The organism is Kitasatospora sp. NPDC097691 (genome assembly GCF_040302665.1).
Classification (GTDB): Bacteria; Actinomycetota; Actinomycetes; order Streptomycetales; family Streptomycetaceae; genus Kitasatospora.
In genome coordinates, this window is sequence record NZ_JBEORY010000027.1 from 45976 (window position 1) to 61945 (window position 15970).

General features: G+C 73.4%; 17 protein-coding genes. 6 read left to right on the top strand and 11 right to left on the bottom strand.

Annotation, left to right across the window (positions count from 1 at the left end; genetic code table 11):
* The first annotated feature begins 24 nt into the window (after positions 1 to 24).
* The 3 genes from ABTY56_RS20375 (at position 25) to ABTY56_RS20385 (ending at position 2361) form a co-directional block, all read left to right on the top strand.
* Positions 25 to 1239, top strand: coding sequence for a hypothetical protein (locus ABTY56_RS20375; protein ID WP_350630335.1), 1215 nt, complete (start codon positions 25 to 27; stop codon positions 1237 to 1239).
* Positions 1240 to 1439: 200 nt separating this feature from the next.
* Positions 1440 to 1880: a peptide deformylase gene (locus ABTY56_RS20380; protein WP_350630336.1), complete on the top strand. Its 441-nt coding sequence runs from the start codon at positions 1440 to 1442 to the stop codon at positions 1878 to 1880.
* Between the two features lie 184 nt (positions 1881 to 2064).
* Positions 2065 to 2361, top strand: coding sequence for a DUF4365 domain-containing protein (locus ABTY56_RS20385; protein WP_350630337.1), 297 nt, complete (start codon positions 2065 to 2067; stop codon positions 2359 to 2361).
* A 378-nt stretch (positions 2362 to 2739) separates the two neighbouring features.
* On the opposite strand, the gene ABTY56_RS20390 is transcribed toward ABTY56_RS20385, so the two are convergent.
* The 5 genes from ABTY56_RS20390 to ABTY56_RS20410 all read right to left on the bottom strand — a co-directional run bounded on the left by ABTY56_RS20390 (position 2740) and on the right by ABTY56_RS20410 (position 6180).
* Positions 2740 to 2958 (bottom strand): nuclear transport factor 2-like protein, encoded by a 219-nt coding sequence (locus ABTY56_RS20390; protein WP_350630338.1) that lies wholly within the window; start codon positions 2956 to 2958, stop codon positions 2740 to 2742.
* 246 nt (positions 2959 to 3204) lie between these two features.
* Positions 3205 to 3777, bottom strand: coding sequence for a MarR family winged helix-turn-helix transcriptional regulator (locus ABTY56_RS20395; protein WP_350630339.1), 573 nt, complete (start codon positions 3775 to 3777; stop codon positions 3205 to 3207).
* Between the two features lie 208 nt (positions 3778 to 3985).
* Positions 3986 to 4444, bottom strand: a complete 459-nt coding sequence (locus ABTY56_RS20400; protein WP_350630340.1) for a hypothetical protein — start codon at positions 4442 to 4444, stop codon at positions 3986 to 3988.
* A gap of 258 nt (positions 4445 to 4702) precedes the next feature.
* Complete coding sequence (locus ABTY56_RS20405; RefSeq protein ID WP_350630341.1) at positions 4703 to 5515, bottom strand: hypothetical protein; 813 nt, start codon at positions 5513 to 5515, stop codon at positions 4703 to 4705.
* 272 nt (positions 5516 to 5787) lie between these two features.
* Complete coding sequence (locus tag ABTY56_RS20410; protein WP_350630342.1) at positions 5788 to 6180, bottom strand: nuclear transport factor 2 family protein; 393 nt, start codon at positions 6178 to 6180, stop codon at positions 5788 to 5790.
* Between the two features lie 118 nt (positions 6181 to 6298).
* Between ABTY56_RS20410 and ABTY56_RS20415 the strand changes: the two genes are divergently transcribed.
* Positions 6299 to 6754 carry a MarR family winged helix-turn-helix transcriptional regulator gene (locus ABTY56_RS20415; RefSeq protein ID WP_350630343.1) on the top strand — a complete coding sequence of 152 codons (456 nt, stop codon included), beginning with the start codon at positions 6299 to 6301 and terminating at the stop codon, positions 6752 to 6754.
* A gap of 112 nt (positions 6755 to 6866) precedes the next feature.
* On the opposite strand, the gene ABTY56_RS20420 is transcribed toward ABTY56_RS20415, so the two are convergent.
* Positions 6867 to 8111 (bottom strand): L,D-transpeptidase, encoded by a 1245-nt coding sequence (locus ABTY56_RS20420; RefSeq protein WP_350630344.1) that lies wholly within the window; start codon positions 8109 to 8111, stop codon positions 6867 to 6869.
* A gap of 260 nt (positions 8112 to 8371) precedes the next feature.
* Between ABTY56_RS20420 and ABTY56_RS20425 the strand changes: the two genes are divergently transcribed.
* Positions 8372 to 9715, top strand: coding sequence for a helix-turn-helix domain-containing protein (locus ABTY56_RS20425; RefSeq protein ID WP_350630345.1), 1344 nt, complete (start codon positions 8372 to 8374; stop codon positions 9713 to 9715).
* 52 nt (positions 9716 to 9767) lie between these two features.
* Here the strand turns inward: ABTY56_RS20425 and ABTY56_RS20430 are convergent, their stop codons facing one another.
* The 5 genes from ABTY56_RS20430 to ABTY56_RS20450 form a co-directional block, all read right to left on the bottom strand.
* On the bottom strand, positions 9768 to 10664 hold the full coding sequence (locus ABTY56_RS20430) for an NAD-dependent epimerase/dehydratase family protein (RefSeq protein WP_350630346.1): 897 nt from the start codon (positions 10662 to 10664) through the stop codon (positions 9768 to 9770).
* The gene (locus ABTY56_RS20435) at positions 10664 to 11857 is read right to left on the bottom strand and encodes a cytochrome P450 family protein (protein WP_350630347.1); all 1194 of its coding nucleotides are present in this window, start codon (positions 11855 to 11857) and stop codon (positions 10664 to 10666) included. Before ABTY56_RS20435 ends, ABTY56_RS20430 begins: the two co-directional genes overlap by 1 nt.
* On the bottom strand, positions 11854 to 13335 hold the full coding sequence (locus ABTY56_RS20440; RefSeq protein WP_350630348.1) for a class I adenylate-forming enzyme family protein: 1482 nt from the start codon (positions 13333 to 13335) through the stop codon (positions 11854 to 11856). Before ABTY56_RS20440 ends, ABTY56_RS20435 begins: the two co-directional genes overlap by 4 nt.
* Positions 13336 to 13475: 140 nt before the next feature.
* Positions 13476 to 14219, bottom strand: coding sequence for a glycosyltransferase family 2 protein (locus ABTY56_RS20445; protein ID WP_350630349.1), 744 nt, complete (start codon positions 14217 to 14219; stop codon positions 13476 to 13478).
* Positions 14216 to 15229, bottom strand: coding sequence for a 3-oxoacyl-ACP synthase III family protein (locus ABTY56_RS20450; RefSeq protein WP_350630350.1), 1014 nt, complete (start codon positions 15227 to 15229; stop codon positions 14216 to 14218). The genes ABTY56_RS20445 and ABTY56_RS20450 overlap by 4 nt, the downstream gene beginning before the upstream one ends.
* 253 nt (positions 15230 to 15482) lie before the next feature.
* On the opposite strand from ABTY56_RS20450, the gene ABTY56_RS20455 reads away from it, so the two are divergent.
* Complete coding sequence (locus tag ABTY56_RS20455) at positions 15483 to 15947, top strand: DUF8821 family protein (RefSeq protein ID WP_350630351.1); 465 nt, start codon at positions 15483 to 15485, stop codon at positions 15945 to 15947.
* Positions 15948 to 15970: the final 23 nt, after the last annotated feature.

Sequence of the window (15970 nt, forward strand, 5' to 3'; positions counted from 1 at the left end):
CCGCCGTACCCTCGAAGGAGCGCAGTGTCCACCACCCCCCGTCCGGAGTCGGCCATCACGTCGGAAGCGAGTCAGGCCGCGTGGCGACAGGTCCGGGACTACTTGAACCGCAGTCGGTTTGAGCTGACCCAGACGGCCATGGCTGGTCGGCCCGCCCATGAGTTCGCTCCCGGTGGGCGGGTGCTGGCGCGCAAACACTGGATTCCCGAGACACCAGTGCCCCTGGAGCAGGTCAGGTTGCGGTGGCAGGAGCAAACGCCTCCGGCCCCGATCGACGGCAGCGGCGCGGAGCTGGACGCCACCCGCGCCCGGCGGACCGACGGCACCCCGTACACCTTCTACGCCGACGCTGTCCGCAACCTGGCCAAGCCGCGGTTGTTCGAGAACCGCGGCTGCTACCGGCTGCTGGAGGTGGCGGAAGACGCGGCTGAGCCAACGCTGACCTTCGGCCGCGGTCACTACTTCGACGTCATCAACGTCTGTGAAGCCGCAGCTCACGAGTACGCTGCCGCAGCCCTGGCCGCGTCCGGCCAACCTGTGACGGACCCGGGCGCCACGCCGTTTCGGGCTGTCATCGACGACCCGACAGACCTCGATCGCCGACCGGTCATGACAGCTGTCAGCACGCTCGCCATCCGCTATGACCGACGGACGGGGTCAGCCGAGTTCGTCCTACACTGGCGCGACCCGGCCAAGGTCGCGAGCGGCGGCGGGCTCTTCCAGGTCATGCCGGTGGGGATGTTCCAGGCCTCCCACGACGCGCCATGGAACGAGGCCAACGACTTCGACCTGTGGCGGGCGATCGCCCGCGAGCTGAGCGAGGAACTGCTCGGCAGCAGCGAGGACTACGGCAGCGACACCGCCCCCATCGCCTACGACGCCTGGCCGTTCAATCAGGCCCTGAGCGCAGCCCGAGTAGCTGGGACGCTGCGGGTGTACTGGCTGGGGCTGGGCATGGACCCGCTCACGTTCGTCACCGACATGCTGACCGTCGCGGTATTCGACGCCGAGCTGTTCGACGCCACCTTCGCGCGGATCGTCTCGACCAACGACGAAGGCCACCGGGTGCAGCTCGAAGACGGCACCGGGCAGGCCGTGGGGATTCCCTTCACCGCCGATCAGATCGAGCGCCTGACCAGTCGCGAACCGATGCAGCCGGCCGGGGCGGCACTGCTTCAGCTCGCCTGGCAGCACCGCAAGGTGATCCTCGACGGAGCTGTCGGCACGCTCGGCGCCTGAACCGCTGCACCCCCGCTACCGCCTCAAGTGGCGCTTCCGCGCCGCTGCCCCAACCCGCAGCAGACCCAGGAGATCAGGTGACCCTCGTGCGGCCCAGCCAGCAGATGCAGTCGCTCGGCGTCATCCAGCAGGGCACCCCCATCCTCAATCGGCCCGCCTAGCCGTTCGATCTGCCAGCGGAAGCCGCCGCCGCTCAGGCTGTGATCGACGAGCTGTTCGGCGCCATTGAGCGAATCGGACGCGTTCACTCCTTCGCGAAGGGCATGGGCATCGCCGCCCCGCAGATCGGCATCCCGCGGGCCGCCGCCATCGTGCTGCCGCCGACGGCCGGCGCCGACCCGATCATCCTGCTCAACCCCAAGGTCACCGCCGTCTCGGACGAGACGGATGAGCAGTACGAGGGCTGCTTGAGCTTCTTCGACGTTCGCGGCATGGTCCCGCGGCCGCTGCGAATGGATGTCACTGCCGCTGTTCTCGATGGCACCGTCACCACGGTGACCTACGAGTTTGGCCTGGCTCGCCTCATCGCCCATGAGATCGACCACCTCGACGGCCTGCTGTACACCGACCGGATGCGCCAGGGCGTCCACCCGATCCCCGTGGAGGAGTACCGGGGCGCCGGGACGTCCTGGACGTACTGATGACCGTAGCGTCACCCTGTGCGAGCCGGTGTAGGCGTACCTGGACGAGGAACCGAGCGCACGAACGATTTTCCGTCAAAGCAAGCCGGCCCACGTCATCACGCAGCCAGTTTCTCTGGGGACGCGCCATGTGTGTCAGTGGCTATCGCTATCGTTCGTTGGGCCAAGTGCGAGAAGGAGAGTCGTGGCGACCATTCGTCCCAGCCGCCGCATTGAGAGGGCGGGCGTCAACGCCGTCCGCACGCTGCTTGAGGATCACGAGCACATCGTGCAGGAGATCGACGGCGGCAACGACCACGGCGAAGATCTCTTCATCAACGTGACGCGGGGAGGTCGACGGACCGGCCACTACTTCGCCGTGCAGGTGAAGAGGGCGACCACCGCCGACCACCTCGCCGCGATCGGCGCCAGCCGCCCGACGGTCACGGCCGCCATGATCGAGGACTTCCACACCGACATCGGCACCCACGCCCGCCTGTGATCCCCCGGCCGGGGGGGCGGCGGCCTCCGGCCCGGTTCCCTCGCGTCCGGGGCGCGTGCCCTGACCTCGTGGTCAGAACCCGGTGGGCAGCCGGGGCGTGTACGGGCGTTCCAGCGCTTGCTGCTCGCCCACCTGCCGGGCGCGGTCCTGACGCCCATCGCGCCCAGCGCCGACCCGGTGCTCACCGGGACGTGGGCCAAGGTCATCGAGATTGGTCCGAGCCGGCAGGACCCGCTGAACACCGCAGGCCCGGCCTCCACCGTCGCCTCGATGCTCAGCGCCTTCGGCGGACTCCGGCCCCTGACTGGCGAGGCCGTCCTCGGCGGCGCAGTCGGCGCAGTCGACAAACGCCCTCGTGCGACGCCCACCCGCGGCCGGTCACGCCCCGGTGGCGGCCTCGTCGCGGGTCGGGCCGGCGGCGGCCATGACGGCCTGCCACGGGGCGGAGTCGAAGACGAGCGTGATCGAGGTGATCCGGCCGTCGCGGAGCCGGAAGTGCTCGGCCGTGTGCTGGGTGATGCCGACGGCAGGGGCGGTGTGGACGTCGTACACCAGGGTGGCCTCGGTCTCGCCGTACAGCTCGCTGATCAGCTCCACGCCGGTGACGACACTCAGGAGCCCGTCCAGGCCGTCGAGGTGGCCGGTCGGGCTGTCGGAGGTGATGAACGGGCTGCAGAAGCGGAAGCCCTCGCCGATCCGGGCCGCGGCCGTGGTGACGTCTCCACGGAACCTTGCCTCGTGGTAGGCCCTGACCGTACGTCGGGCGGCTGCGGTGGCCGAGTCGGCTGAGTCGGCGCCGAGTCGGCTGTATCGGTGGTCATGCGGTGCTCCGTCGTCGTCGGTTCAGGGAGTCGGCTGGTCGGGCCCGGCCGTGTGCAGGTACTGGTCGATGCGTTGCTGGTTCTCGACCACACGCAGGCACAGGTCGCGGAACCGGGCGAGTTCGTCCTCGGTGAAGTCCCGGAAGACGGCGGACATGGCGCGCTGAGTCGGCTGCCGGAAGGAGTCCAGCCAGTCGCGGCCGGCCGGTGTGATCCTGGCTCGTACCGACCGGCGGTCGCGCTGGTCCTGGACCCGCTGCGCCAGCCCGTCACGCTCAAGCGTGTCGACCAGGCCGGTGACGTTGCGGGAACTCACCCCCGCCGCGCGGGCCAGTTCGCCGATGCTCAGCCCCTCGTCCGTGGCCGCACTCAGTCGCGCGAGGACGTCGAGCGCCCCCGCGCTCAGCCCGCGTCCCTCCGCACCTTGCGAACGCAGCCGGTCGACCGCCTGCGAGGCCGACCGGATGGCTGCGGCGGTCTCCAGCGCGAAGGTGTCGCCGCCCGCCGCGAACGCCTGCATGGAGTCCCTGACGCCGGGGTCGTAGCGGAAGCCGTCGGCGTCGTGGGCCAGACCAGAATTATATACGTGCTTCATAATGAAGCAGTACTCTACTTCGGCGGTGGCGGTAGCGCCAGGGGGCGGCTCACCCCCGCGCGGGACCAGACGCAGGCGGTGTCGCCGTTCTGACGCTGCGTCTGCTGCCGGATCCGGCCGGCATTCCTTGACCCGGGACCCGGCTACCCCTGCGACTCGGAACCGGCAGGTCCGGCCGGCGGTGGGCCGGCCGGCGCGGCTGCACCCTTCATTCCCCGGGCGTCGCCCGGCCCGGGAGGGCGTCGGGGCCAGGGGGGAGCATGGGCAGGAGACCGTCCTGGCCCACGGCGAGGGGGTTCGGCATCGTGGCTGCGGTGCAGAACCCGTACGCGTACATGTTGATCGGCTCCGAGCCGTTGTTCCGCCCGCCGACGAACCACCCCCTGGGGCCCTGGTCCCACCACGGGGTGGTGGCGGTCAGGGTGAACGCGCCGGGACCGCCACCCGCGGACGCGCCGCCGCTGACGGCCAGCTCACCGGAGGGACACCGACCGGTCCTGACCGTGGCCTCCTGCCCCGGCTGCAGGACGACGTAGCCGCCCACCACGTGGATCTCGATCGGATCGGCGGCGACCCGAGCGGGCTCGGCCTGCTGCGCGTAGGCGATGCCCGATCCGGCGGCGAGCGCCGCTGCGACCGAGACGGCGATGGCGTGATTGCGTTTCACGAAGACCTCCCGTACGGCTGATGCGTCGCGAGGCTCCATTGCCGCGCCGGAGGCCCTTCATCCCCGCGTTCACACGAACGCCGTAGGAGTGAACGATTCACCGCCACTCGTTCGAGTGGTCGGGCCGATCCGGCACCGGGGAACCGTCGCCCCGGACGGTGTGCCGACCGCGAGCTCGACGACGAGCGGTGGCCGTAGCGCTGTCAGCCGTCCGAGGCCGGGCGGTCCTGCCCCGTCGGTGCGACCGGCAGGGGTCGGTCACCCATGGCACTTGAGCTTGATCAGCAGGACGTCGTCGGCAAGCGCGTCCAGGTACCCGCCGATGTCGTCTTGGTAGTGCCACCCGTCATCCATGTGTGGGCAGGTCTCCCCGTCCTCGCAGAGGGCGTGGACGGGCGAAACTCCGTCCTCGATCCACCAGCCGTCGAGCGTGAGAAGGTCGGGTTGCCGGATGCGGGCGGTCACCCGGCGCACGAAGTCCGTCCGGTCACCGTCGAGTGCGGCGACGAGGCCGATCTGGTGGTTCAGCCACGAGATGTCACCGAGCTCGGGGATCTGGCTGAACGGATCCGCGACGAAGGCCTGAAGCAGCGGCTGTGTCGTGTAGTCGGCCCACATCCGCTCCGTCGGATAGCCCCGCGGATCCTCCAGGTGACGGGCGCGGAACGTCGACCACGGCAGCATCGGTGGATGTTCGGGGGCGAGGCGGTGCCACAGATCCCAGGGATCACCCGCTCGGGCTCGGATGGTCGTCACCCGCTTCGAGAGTGCGCGGAAGTCGCTCAGGTCCAGTAGCCCCCGTGGCCCGCCCGCGCACATCCCGGGCAGGCTCGGAAGTGATGTGCCGTCATGGCGGGGGTCGTCGTGGATCAGCTCCGTGCTGTCGTGGAACCCGGGGCGTGCCGAGAATCCGCTGCCGTCACTGCCTCCGCGGATCGCCCACCAGTCCCAGATGGACCGCCACTGCGGGTTGGCGTACATCTCGAACGGTGCCAATGCCTGCCCGAGCGCCGTGACGAGGTCATCCCGCGCAGCCGCGGGCAGACAGGCCACGACCCGGATTCCCGCCATCTCCGCCCCCGTACCCCACGCTCGACCGGCCCGCGCATGACCATATCGGGCCGATCCCGCCCGACACGAGGAGGTTTTCCGGGAAGTGATCATTTCGGCGGCGGGACGTGCTTCTCAGGACGATGCTTCGTTGACGGCCGGCCCCGGGGCCCCAAGGTGCTGTGGTGCCCTGGCTGTCCGGGCGGTGACGGCCACGGCGTGGGCGTGGCGCCCTCCACGGTGTGCTCGTCGGCCGTGACGACCGGTAGGCGCACCGAGGAGGGCGGGGCGGCTCAGCGGGCGCTGCCGAGGTTCCGGTCGCCGTCGGTGCCTTCGAGCATGAGGGTGGTCTCCTCGATGCGGCGGAAGCGGCCGTCGGGGGCGAACTCGCCGAAGAGGTAGACCTCCATGCGGACGGTGGATCCGTCGGTCTTGACGACGGTCATGGTGTGGCGGTCGGCGTAGCGGTCGCCGACCGCGAGCTCGTCGTGGACCTCGACGGTGCCGTCGGCGACGACGGTGCGCAGGTGGGCGATGTGGGTGAGGAACTCGGTGCGGTCGGCCCACTCGCCGTCGGTGCGCTGGCGGTAGTCGGGGGCGAAGTGCCGGTCGGCGGCCTCGTCCAGGTCGAGGCCCGGGGTGAGGAGCAGGTCGGTGAGGGCGGCGCGGACGTCGGTGTGGGTCACGGGGATTCCTCCGGTTGCGTGCGGGAGCGTTCCGCTGCGGATCGAGCGGAGATGCGTGCCTGAAGCACGCTTATGACTGTAGCGGAAAAGCGTGTGCCGCGCACGCTAATCTGGAGGGGTGACGCAATCGACCGGACACGACATCGCCGACGCCCTCGGGCTGCTCCTGCGGCGCAGCACCCGCGCCCGCCTCTACACCCGCCTGACCGAGGGGCTGGGGGAGGCGATCGACGACCTCACCTACCCCGTCCTCAGCGGCCTGGCCCGCACCGGCGCGTGCAGCGCCGCCGACCTCGGCCGCGAGATCGGACTCGACCGCACCACCGTCACCCGCCGCGCCGACCGCCTGGAACAGGCCGGCCTGCTCCAGCGCCGCCCCGACCCGGCCGACGGCCGCGCCACCCTGCTCGCCCTCACCGACGACGGCCGCGCCGTCATCGAGGCGACGAGGCAGCGGCTCGCCGCCGGCATCGAGGACGCCCTCGCCACCTGGCCGCAGGACGACGCCCGGGCCTTCGGGCGCCTCCTGCGCCGCTTCGTCGACGAGGGGCCCTTCGCCGGCGACCACGACTGACCGGCGGCCGCGCCTGGCCGCCGGCCACGCCTGGCCGCCGATCACAGCTGACCGCCGGCCGCGACCGACCGTCACCGACCCGGCGGGCGGAACGGTTCGGAGCGGCTGCGCCCTACCAGCTCGCCCAGGGGAGGTTCCAGCCGCCGAGGCCGTTGTCGGGGGCGACGGTCTTCTCCTTCGAGTTCACGACCGTGACGACGTCCCCGATCAGCGAGCTGTTGAAGAACGCCCCTGCGGCGGAGGTGTCGCTGCCGCCCTCCACGTCCTTGAGCGCGACACAGCCGTGGCTGGTGTTCGCCTTGCCGAACGGGTCGCCCTTGTACCAGTAGTTGCCGTGGAGGTAGGTGCCGCTCCTGGTCAGCCGCATCGCGTGCGGGACGGCCGGGATGTCGTACTCGTTGCCCAGGCCGACGGTCTGGGAGTTCATGTGGGCGACCTTCTCCTTGGACATGATCACCATGGTGCCGCCCCACGACGCGTGCTTGTCGTCCCCGAGCGTGGCGGGCACGGTGGTGGACTTGCCGTCCCGGACGATCGTGAGCTGGTGCGCGGCGGCGTCCGCGGTGGAGACCTGGGAGCGGCCGATGGTGAACGGCTCGTCCTTGTCGACATCGCCCCAGACGCCCGGGGCGACCTCGACGTTCTTCAGCCGGTAGTGGATGGTGACCTTGGTGCCCGGCTTCCAGTACTCGGCCGGGCGGAAGTCCAGCCGGTCGTCGCCGAACCAGTGGCCCTTCACCTCGGTGCCGTTGTCCGTCTCGAAGGTGATCGCCTTGGCGACGGCGTCCTTGTTCACGATCTTCGTGCTGAAGTCCACCTTGACGATCATGCCCACCCCGTAGGTCTGGCCGTCGCCGATGTTGTCGTTGGTCGACACCTGCTTGCCGGGCGTGAGCGTGGTGAAGGCCGTGGTGGACGCGGCCACGAGGCCGGCGGCGTCCGCCGCCCGGGCGTTCACCGTGTACGCCGTGCCGGGTGCGAGCGCGGCGGCGGGCTTCCAGCCGGTGCCGTCCGGGGTGATCGAGCCCTGGACCGGCTTGCCGTTCTTGTCGGTCACGTCGACCGCGGTGAGCTTGCCCTGGGAGACGGAGACCTGGAGCGCGTTCGGCGCGACGCCCTGGGCCCCGTCCTTCGGCTGGACGTCCAGCACGGCGGCCGACGTCTTCGGCGCCGCCGGGGCCGCCGACCCGTCGGAGGCGGCGGCTCCCGCCGTCGAGGCTGCGTCGCCGCCCTTGCCCTGGCCGTCGCTGCAGGCGGCGGTCAGCAGCAGGACCCCACCCATCGTCAGTGCCAACGCACCACGGTGGAAACGGTCGGTGGTGCGTATCGCGGCGCGGGCCGCCTGAACAGTGCTCACGGTTGCTCCCTCTCGGTGTTCACCGAAAGCCTGTCCGACGGTTCGTCCCAGCCACAACGGTAAGCGTGCGATCAGGGACGCGGGGACGGTCGTACCCGCTGTGACCTGGGAAGATGTAACCTCCCTGGGACGCGTTCACGGGACTGCGGAACCGCGGGGACGGCGTGCGGCGTGCTTGTCAGCCGAAGCCCGCGTCAGCTCGTGTCAGCTCGGAGGGCTCACGCGCGGGTGGCGGAACAGCGCCGGAGGGGATCGGGGAGTTGAGGGAGACGAGCGAGGTCGCGCAGCTGCTGCAGGAGCTGAAGAACCGGTCGGGGCTCAGTTACGGCGCGCTGGCGAAGCGGCTGCACCTGAGCACGTCGGCCCTCCACCGCTACTGCAACGGCGATGTGACGCCGCTGGAGTTCGCCCCGCTGGAACACTTCGCGCGGCTGTGCGAGGCGACTCCGGAGGAACGCATCGAGCTGCACCGGCTGTGGATCGTCGCCCGCGCGACGCGGGGGAACAAGCCGCCGGCCGCACCCGAACCGATGGCGCCGCCGGCTGCTCCGACGGCACCGGCTGTTCCGGCCACACCTGCGGCACCTGCGGCACCTGCGGCACCTGCGGCACCTGCGTCCCCGGAACCGGAACCGGAAGCAGAAGCGACACCGGAAGCGACACCGGACACGGGAGCTGCCGCTGACGCCTCCGCCGACCCGGACCGCGCCCCCGTGGTGCCGCCCCAGCGCCGTGCCCGACGCCGGGGCGCCCTCGCGGCGGTGACGGCCACCGTGGTCCTGGCGACCGTCGGGGTCGTCGCCACCGGCCTGGGCTCACAAGCGGGCGGCGACACCGGCCCCGCCCGGGCCACGGACGCCAGGTCGTCCGTCGGATCCCCGGCTCCGGGCGTCCACGACGCCCCGTCCTCCCCGTCCTCCCCGCTCTCCTCGCTCTCCCCGTCCCCCCAGTCCTCCCCACCCCTCGCCGCAGCCGGCAACGGAGGGACGGACACGAGCACGAGCGCCCCGATCACCGTCGCGGTCCACCCGGCCGGATGGACCACCGCCTGCGACCGGTACGTCGTGAACCGGCCGCCGTCCGAGGTCCCCCGACCGCCCGCCATCGCGGACGTGCCGGCCTGGACGGCCCAGGTCGGCGCCGTTCCCGGCCGCTACCAGTCGATCGAGCTGACCGTGCAGGGCACCGGCAAGGACACCGTCGTGCTGACGGCCCTCAACGTCCGGGTCACCCGGATCGCGGCCCCCCTCGCCTGGAACGCCTACTCCATGGGCGAGGGCTGCGGCGGGGGAGTGGACAAGCAGTCCTACGACCTCGACCTCGACGCGCCCCGCCCCCGACCGGTCGTCAGCGAGGGCAGCACCGGCCTGCCGGTCAAGGTGAGCGAGACCGACCCGGAGGTCATCCAGGTCAATGCCGAGACCGTCTCCCACGACGTGAGCTGGTACCTGGAACTGGAATGGTCCAGCGGCAACCGCAAGGGCACGCTGCCCGTCGATCTCGGCCACGGCACGCCGTTCCGCACCAGCGCGCTGAAGGGCCGGCCGCTGTTCGTCTACCCGATCGGCGGGCACGCCTGGGAGCCGGGCCCGTACAAGGAGTGACGGCACCTCGGGCGCGAACCGCGGGCAGCTCGGCCGCGCCTGGTCCGCGGTGTCATGGCGTGTAGTCGGCGAGGGTGTGGGTGGGGTGCCAGCCCTGGGTGCGGGCGCGGGTGAGGTCGAGGACGACGCTGCGGGTGAGGAGGTCGACCGTGTAGGGGGTGAGGCCGGGGACGCGGGCGGTGCGGGCGGCGGCGCGGGCGAGTGGCGCGGGGACGTGGACGATGCGGGCGCCGACGCGGTGGGCGGCGAGGACGTGGCGCAGGGCGTCGTCGCGGCGGTAGGGGGTGGCGTCGGCGATGTTGTAGGCGCCGGGCGGCCAGGGCGGGGTGCCGGTGAGGCCGAGAGCGGCCAGGCAGGCGTCGGTGATGTTGGCGACGGCGGTGAGGCTGAGCGGGACGTCGCGGCCGGGCAGTGGCAGCAGGCCGTGCCGGACGCGGGCGAGGAGCTGTGGGAGGAGGTGCGGGTCGCCGGGGCCGTAGACGGCTCGGGGGCGCAGGACGACGGCGCCGGCCGCGAGGGCGAGCCGTTCGGCGGCGGCTTTGGTGCGGCCGTAGGCGTTGAGGTGGCCGGCGGCGGTGGGGTGGGACTCGGTGATGGTGGACGACCTTCGCGCTGTCGGGCGCGGGTCGTAGACGCTGGCGCTGCTGACGTGGACGAGCGGCCGGCCGGCGGCGGCGCGCAGGACGCGCTCGGTGCCCGTGACGTTGACGGCGTGCTGGTGGGTCTCGGCGGGGTGGCCCGGGGGCAGGTCGGCGACGGCGGCGGCGCAGTGGACGACGAGATCGGCGCCGGTGAGGTCGGGATCGCCCGCGGTCGCGTCCCAGGGGGAGTGGCGGCCGACCGGGCCGGGGCGCCGGCCGTGGCAGGTGACGTCCAGGCCCATGGCGGCCGCGGTGCGGGCGAGGTGGGCTCCGCAGAAGCCGGCGGCTCCGGTGATCGCGATGCGCATCAGGACGGCCTCCGGCGCAGGGTGAGTTCGGCGTAGCCGGGCAGGGCGGACCGGCGGTCGACCCGGGCGCGGGCGACGACCGGCCGGTGGGGGGCCAACGCGAGGAGCACGGCGGCGAGTTGGGCGCGGGCCAGGCCGGCGCCGGGGCAGGCGTGCGGTCCGGCGCCGAAGACGGCCTGGGTGGCGGCCGGGTCGTCGGCGGGGGTGCGGCGGTGGGCCCGGGCGGCGTGCCGGGCGACCAGGATCAGCCGGTCGCCGGCCCGTACGGGGTGCCCGGCGAGGGTCGTGTCGGCGGCGGCGGCCCTGGGCAGCAGCGGGGCCGGTGCGGTCAGGCGCAGCAGTTCGGCCGCCAGGGCGGGGGCGGTCGCCTCGCTGACGGCCGACCAGAGCCCGGCGTCGGCGCACCAGGCGACGGCCCGGGGCAGGGCGGCCACGGTGGTGTTCACGGCGGCGACGGCCACCATGGCGTCGCGCGCCTCGGGCAGCAGGGCGGTGAGCCGGGCCGCGGCGTCGGCCGCGCCCGGCCCGCGACGCCGGGGACCGGGGAGGTGGTCACGGGCGGCGTGGGCGGCGGCCTCGGCCGCGGCGTGGGCGAGCCGGTGCGGGCAGCCGGTCGCACCGGTCAGGGCGGCGGCCGTGACGCCGGCCAACTCGCGTGCCAGTGCGACGGTTTCGAGACCGCCGTGGGCGAGGGCGGCCGGGATCCGCCGGTCGAGTACGGCCTGCCAGTGCGGGCGGATCCGCTCCTGCGCGGCGGCGTCGAGGCCGCCGGCCAGGGCGCGGCGGGCGCTGCGGTGTTCGGCACCCTCCTGGTCGAACAGCAGCCCGTTGTCGAGGAGTTCGACCGCCGCGCCGCCGGTGGTGCCGGGGGCGCGGCGGTCCAGTGGCACCCGGGTGAGCGCCTCGCGGTAGGCCGCGGTGTCGTGCACCAGCACGGTGCGGCCGAGCCGGACCACCGGGCGGCGGCGGGTGGCGCAGAGGAGGGCGAAGAGCACCGGGTGGCTGCCCGAGTAGACCCGCCGGTCGCGCCGACGGGCCAGGCGGGACCGGGCGGCCAGGGCGGCCGGGGCCGCGGTGTCCGCGGCGGCGGCGTCCGAGGCGGCGTCCGGGGCGGCGTCCGGGGCGGCAGTGTCCGGGAGCTCGGTGGACGCGGGCCCGGTGAGGGCGGTCGTGCGGTCGGCCGATCGGCTCATCGGTTCAGTTCCTCGGCGCAGTGGGCGGATGCGGCGGTCCGGTCCGGTTTGCGGGAGCGGCCGGAGAGCGGGACGGTGCCGAACAGGACGGCGTCGGGGCGGGCCGAGCCCATGCGGTCGAGCGGGCCGCGCAGGGCGGTGCGCAGCCGCCGCGGGTCGGCCCCCGGGGTCGGCTGGACGAGGGCGACCAGCCGCTCGTCCCCGTCCTCGGCCGGAACGCCGACCAGGACGGCGAGTTCGACGCCCGGAACGTGCAGCGCCGGTTCGTACAGGCCGGGGTAGATGTTCTCCGCGCGGCGCAGCACCATGTCCTTGAGCCGTCCGGCGAGCACGATGCGGCCGTCCGGGTCGAGTGCGGCGCGGTCGCCGGTGCGCACCCAGGTCTCGGGTTCCTCGCCGAGGTAGCGGTGGCGGGCGCCGGGGCCGGTGAGCAGCAGTTCACCGTCGTCGGCGAGGCGGGCGCGGACGCCGGGCAGCGGGGCGCCGACGAGGTCGCCGTCGCCCTCGCGGGCGCTCTTCTCGGCCTCCTCGACCGCGGCGGCGGGGAACAGCTCGGTCAACGCGTAGACGCTCCAGGCCTGGTGGGCGCCGGACTCCTTGACGCGGCGCAGCAGGCCGGCGTCGGCGGGGGCGGATCCCGTCCAGACCCGGCCGGTGCAGCGGGCCCCGGCGGCGAGGGCGGCGCGCAGCTGCGGCGGGGTGAGGTAGGTGTCGGCGGGGGCGAGCCGGGCGAGCTGGCGGGCGAGCGCGACGGGGCTGCGGGCGGGCAGGACGACGGCGGCCCCGGCGGCGAGCGCCGGGACGAGGACGAAGAAGGTCCCGCCGAGGACGACCGTGCCGGCGCGCGGGGCGACCAGGTCGGCGACGGTGCGCAGCCCGGCGGCCAGGCCCTCGCGGGTGTGCACGACGGCGCGCGGGCGGGCGGTGGTGCCGGAGGTGAAGACGATCACCGCGTCGCCACGGCTGCCGTCCGGGCCCGGCCCGGCTGTGGTGGGCGGGGCGGCACCGGCCGGGCGCAGGCGCGGGGCGCAGCCGGGCAGGCGGCGGCCCAGGGTGGCGACCGGCCCGAGCGTGGTGAGGCGGGGCAGTGCGAGGTCGGCGCGGCGGGCGAAGGGTCCGGCCCAGCCGGCCACCGCCTGGGCGGCCGCGTCGGCGAGGACGAGGTCGGGGCGGGCCAGGGCGAGCCGGGCGGTGAGCACGTCGGGCCCGGAGGTCGGGTCGAGGACGGCGATGCGCAGGCCCAGCCGGTGCGCGGCGAGCATGACGGCCAGTGCGCGCGGCCCGGGGCGGACGGCGACGCCGAGGGTGGTGCCGGGGCCCAGACCGCGGGCGTGCAGCGCGGCGGCGTAGCCGTCGGCCAGGTCGGCGAGGTCACCGCGGCGGATCAGCGGGCGTACGGCGCCGGTGCGGGTGTGGCGCAGGACGGCGGGTCGGTCGGGATGGTCGGTGCGCAGGGCGCGGGCGAGGCGGTCGAGCACGGCGGGGCCTGCTTTCGGTACACGGGAGCGGCGCGGGGTCGGCGCGGGGTCGGCACGTGGGTGGCACGTGGTGGGCGCTGGGTCGGCACCCGGGCGGCAGGAGCGGCGCGGGAGCGGCGAGCCGACGCCCGCCCGCCCGCTCAGCGCACGTCGACGGGGCGCGGTCCGGCGCCGCGCTCCAGGTACCAGCGGGCGGTGCCCAGCACGCCGTACGCGCGGATCCGTCGGGTGGAGTTCTGCACCACCATGTCGCGGCGGCGCACCACCGCCGTGGTGTGGCGGCGGACGGTGTTGAGGAACGCCCGGTCGGTGGGGGAGGGCCGGCGGGGCATGCCGCCGACGGCCAGGTACAGCTCGGCGGTGACCGCCATGTTGTTGCCCGCGTGCATCCGGTACGGGGTCAGGTAGCCGTGCCGGCGGCGGTGGGCGGGCCGGATCCGGCCGAAGAAGGCGCCGAGCGCGACCAGGACCAGGAACACCGCGCGCCCGGCGGGCCCGTGCTCGTCGCGGCGGGCGGTGACCCGGCCGCAGACCAGCCCGCCGGAGGCGAGCAGGCCGGCCCGGGCCGCGGCCGTCCAGCCGGGTTCGGGCAGGCAGTCGGCGTCGGTGCGGGCGAGCAGGGTGGCGCGGCGGGCGATGGCGTGGCGGAAGGCGGTGTCCACCGCCGAGCCGACGCCCTTCTCCGGCTCGACCACCACCTCGACCGGGAACGGCGCGCGGGCCGCGAAGTCGCGGACGGCGGCGACGGTGCCGTCGGTGGAGCCGTTGTCGACGACGAGCAGGGTGAAGTCGCGGTCGCGCTGGGCGGCGAGGGCGCGCAGTACGCCTCCGATCCGGGCCGCCTCCTGGTAGGCGGGGACCACCACCCACAGGTCGGTCGTCACGATGCCTCCCAGATCATGGTCATCAGGCTGACGCCGCCGCCGAGACCGATCATCAGGACCTTGTCGCCGGGCGCCAACGTGCCCTGTATCCGGTCGAGTTGGACGCCCAGCGTGGCACTGGCGATGTTGCCCAGCTCCGGTACGGTGCGCACCAGCTTCCGGTCCGGCACCCCGGTCAGCTCGACGAAACGCTCCAGGTACGGGACCGTCACCTGGTGCACCAGGACGCGGGCGTAGTCGTCCCAGCCGAGGCCGGTACGGGCGGCGAGCCGGGCCAGGACGGCGGGGCCGATCTCCTCGAAGACGCCGCGCAGCTCCTTGCCGCCGCCCCGGAAGTAGCTGTACTCGTCGCCGCGCGGGTGCCGGGAGCCGCCGCCCGGGATGCCGCCCGCCTCCCAGTGCTCGGAGGCGGTGGAGGTGTCGACCTCCAGGATGCCGCCGCGCTCCACGGCCTCGACGACGACGGCCGCCCCGGCGTCCCCGAAGGTGTAGCCGGCGAAGCCGTCCCGGACCTCCGGCGCGGAGGCCGGCGCGCGGCGCATCGCCCGGCTGGGTGTCTCCCCGGTGACCACCAGGGCCCGCCGGGCCCGCCCGGCCAGGATCATCGCGCGGGCCAGGTCGATCCCGTTGAGGAAGCTGTTGCAGGCGTTGCTGACGTCCAACGCGTGTGCGCGCGTGCCGAGTTCGGCCTGCACGATGTGAGCGGTGGCGGGCTCGCAGACGTCCCGGGTGGCGGAGGCGAACAGCAGCAGGTCCACCTCCTGCGGGTGCAGCCCGCGAGCGGCGAGTGCCCGCCGTGCCGCGCCGACGGCGAGGGTGGAGGCGTACTCGTCGTCGGCGGCGAAGTGCCGGGTGCGGATGCCGGTCGCCTTCTCGAACATCCCCTCCGGAAGGGCGAGTTGCCCGCCGGAGGTGACCTCGTCCTGGAGCTGCCGGGAGGTGAGCCGACGGCTCGGCAGGTGGGAGCCGACGGCGGTGATGCCGATCCTCGGTATGGCTGCTGGTTGCATGCCCCCCATGCTCCGGCGGGGCTCGGCCGCCCGGCCTGAGTACGGGTACTCAACCCGGCCCGACCGGCTACCCGGGGTGCACGTGGGGGCGGATTCCGTCGGCGCCCGTTCCGGTTCCCGCGCTGTCCCGCCGGCGCCGCATAGGATCACCGGCATCCGGCATCCGGCATCCGGCAGCCCGAGGTGCCGTCAGCCCGTCAGCCCGTCAGCCCGTCAGCCGTCCGCCGTCAGCGTCACCGAGAAAGATTCCGCCATGACCTACGCCGTGGATTTCGAAACCGTGTCGACCGTCGGCCTGGAGTCGTCGCCCGTCGCGGCCGCGCTCGCCGGTCTGCGGGCCAACGAGGCCCGCTACTTCAAGAACAAGTACGACCACGTCTTCACGGTGGAGCCCGCGGCCGACGCCACCGAGATCGTCGACTGGGTGCACCGGATCCTCCGGGAGGAGCGCGAGATCGTCATCTCGTCCCGGCCCCTGGAGGCCACGGCCTTCCAGGTCGAGAACATCCGCATGGCCTACGTCTTCTACGAGAGCGGTCTGTCGATCAACGTGATGTACACCGTCGACGACACCAAGAAGCGGGCGGTCGGGTTCAAGCTCTCGGACGGGATGGAGGTCCCGGAGGAGCTCGCTTCGCGGTTCAAGTTCGCACGTCAGAAGTCCAAGCTGGCCGGCACCATCCGCGGATCGTTCTTCGTCATCAAGAACGAGTACTGACCTCGGGGCGGGCCCTGCTGTGG

Excerpts from the sequence above, each read along its gene's own strand:
- ABTY56_RS20455 (WP_350630351.1), top strand. The coding sequence starts at position 15,483 with ATGACCTACGCCGTGGATTTCGAAACCGTGTCGACCGTCGGCCTGGAG.
- ABTY56_RS20430 (WP_350630346.1), bottom strand. The coding sequence starts at position 10,664 with ATGCGCATCGCGATCACCGGAGCCGCCGGCTTCTGCGGAGCCCACCTC.
- ABTY56_RS20405 (WP_350630341.1), bottom strand. The coding sequence starts at position 5,515 with ATGGCGGGAATCCGGGTCGTGGCCTGTCTGCCCGCGGCTGCGCGGGAT.
- ABTY56_RS20395 (WP_350630339.1), bottom strand. The coding sequence starts at position 3,777 with ATGAAGCACGTATATAATTCTGGTCTGGCCCACGACGCCGACGGCTTC.
- ABTY56_RS20450 (WP_350630350.1), bottom strand. The coding sequence starts at position 15,229 with ATGCAACCAGCAGCCATACCGAGGATCGGCATCACCGCCGTCGGCTCC.
- ABTY56_RS20435 (WP_350630347.1), bottom strand. The coding sequence starts at position 11,857 with ATGAGCCGATCGGCCGACCGCACGACCGCCCTCACCGGGCCCGCGTCC.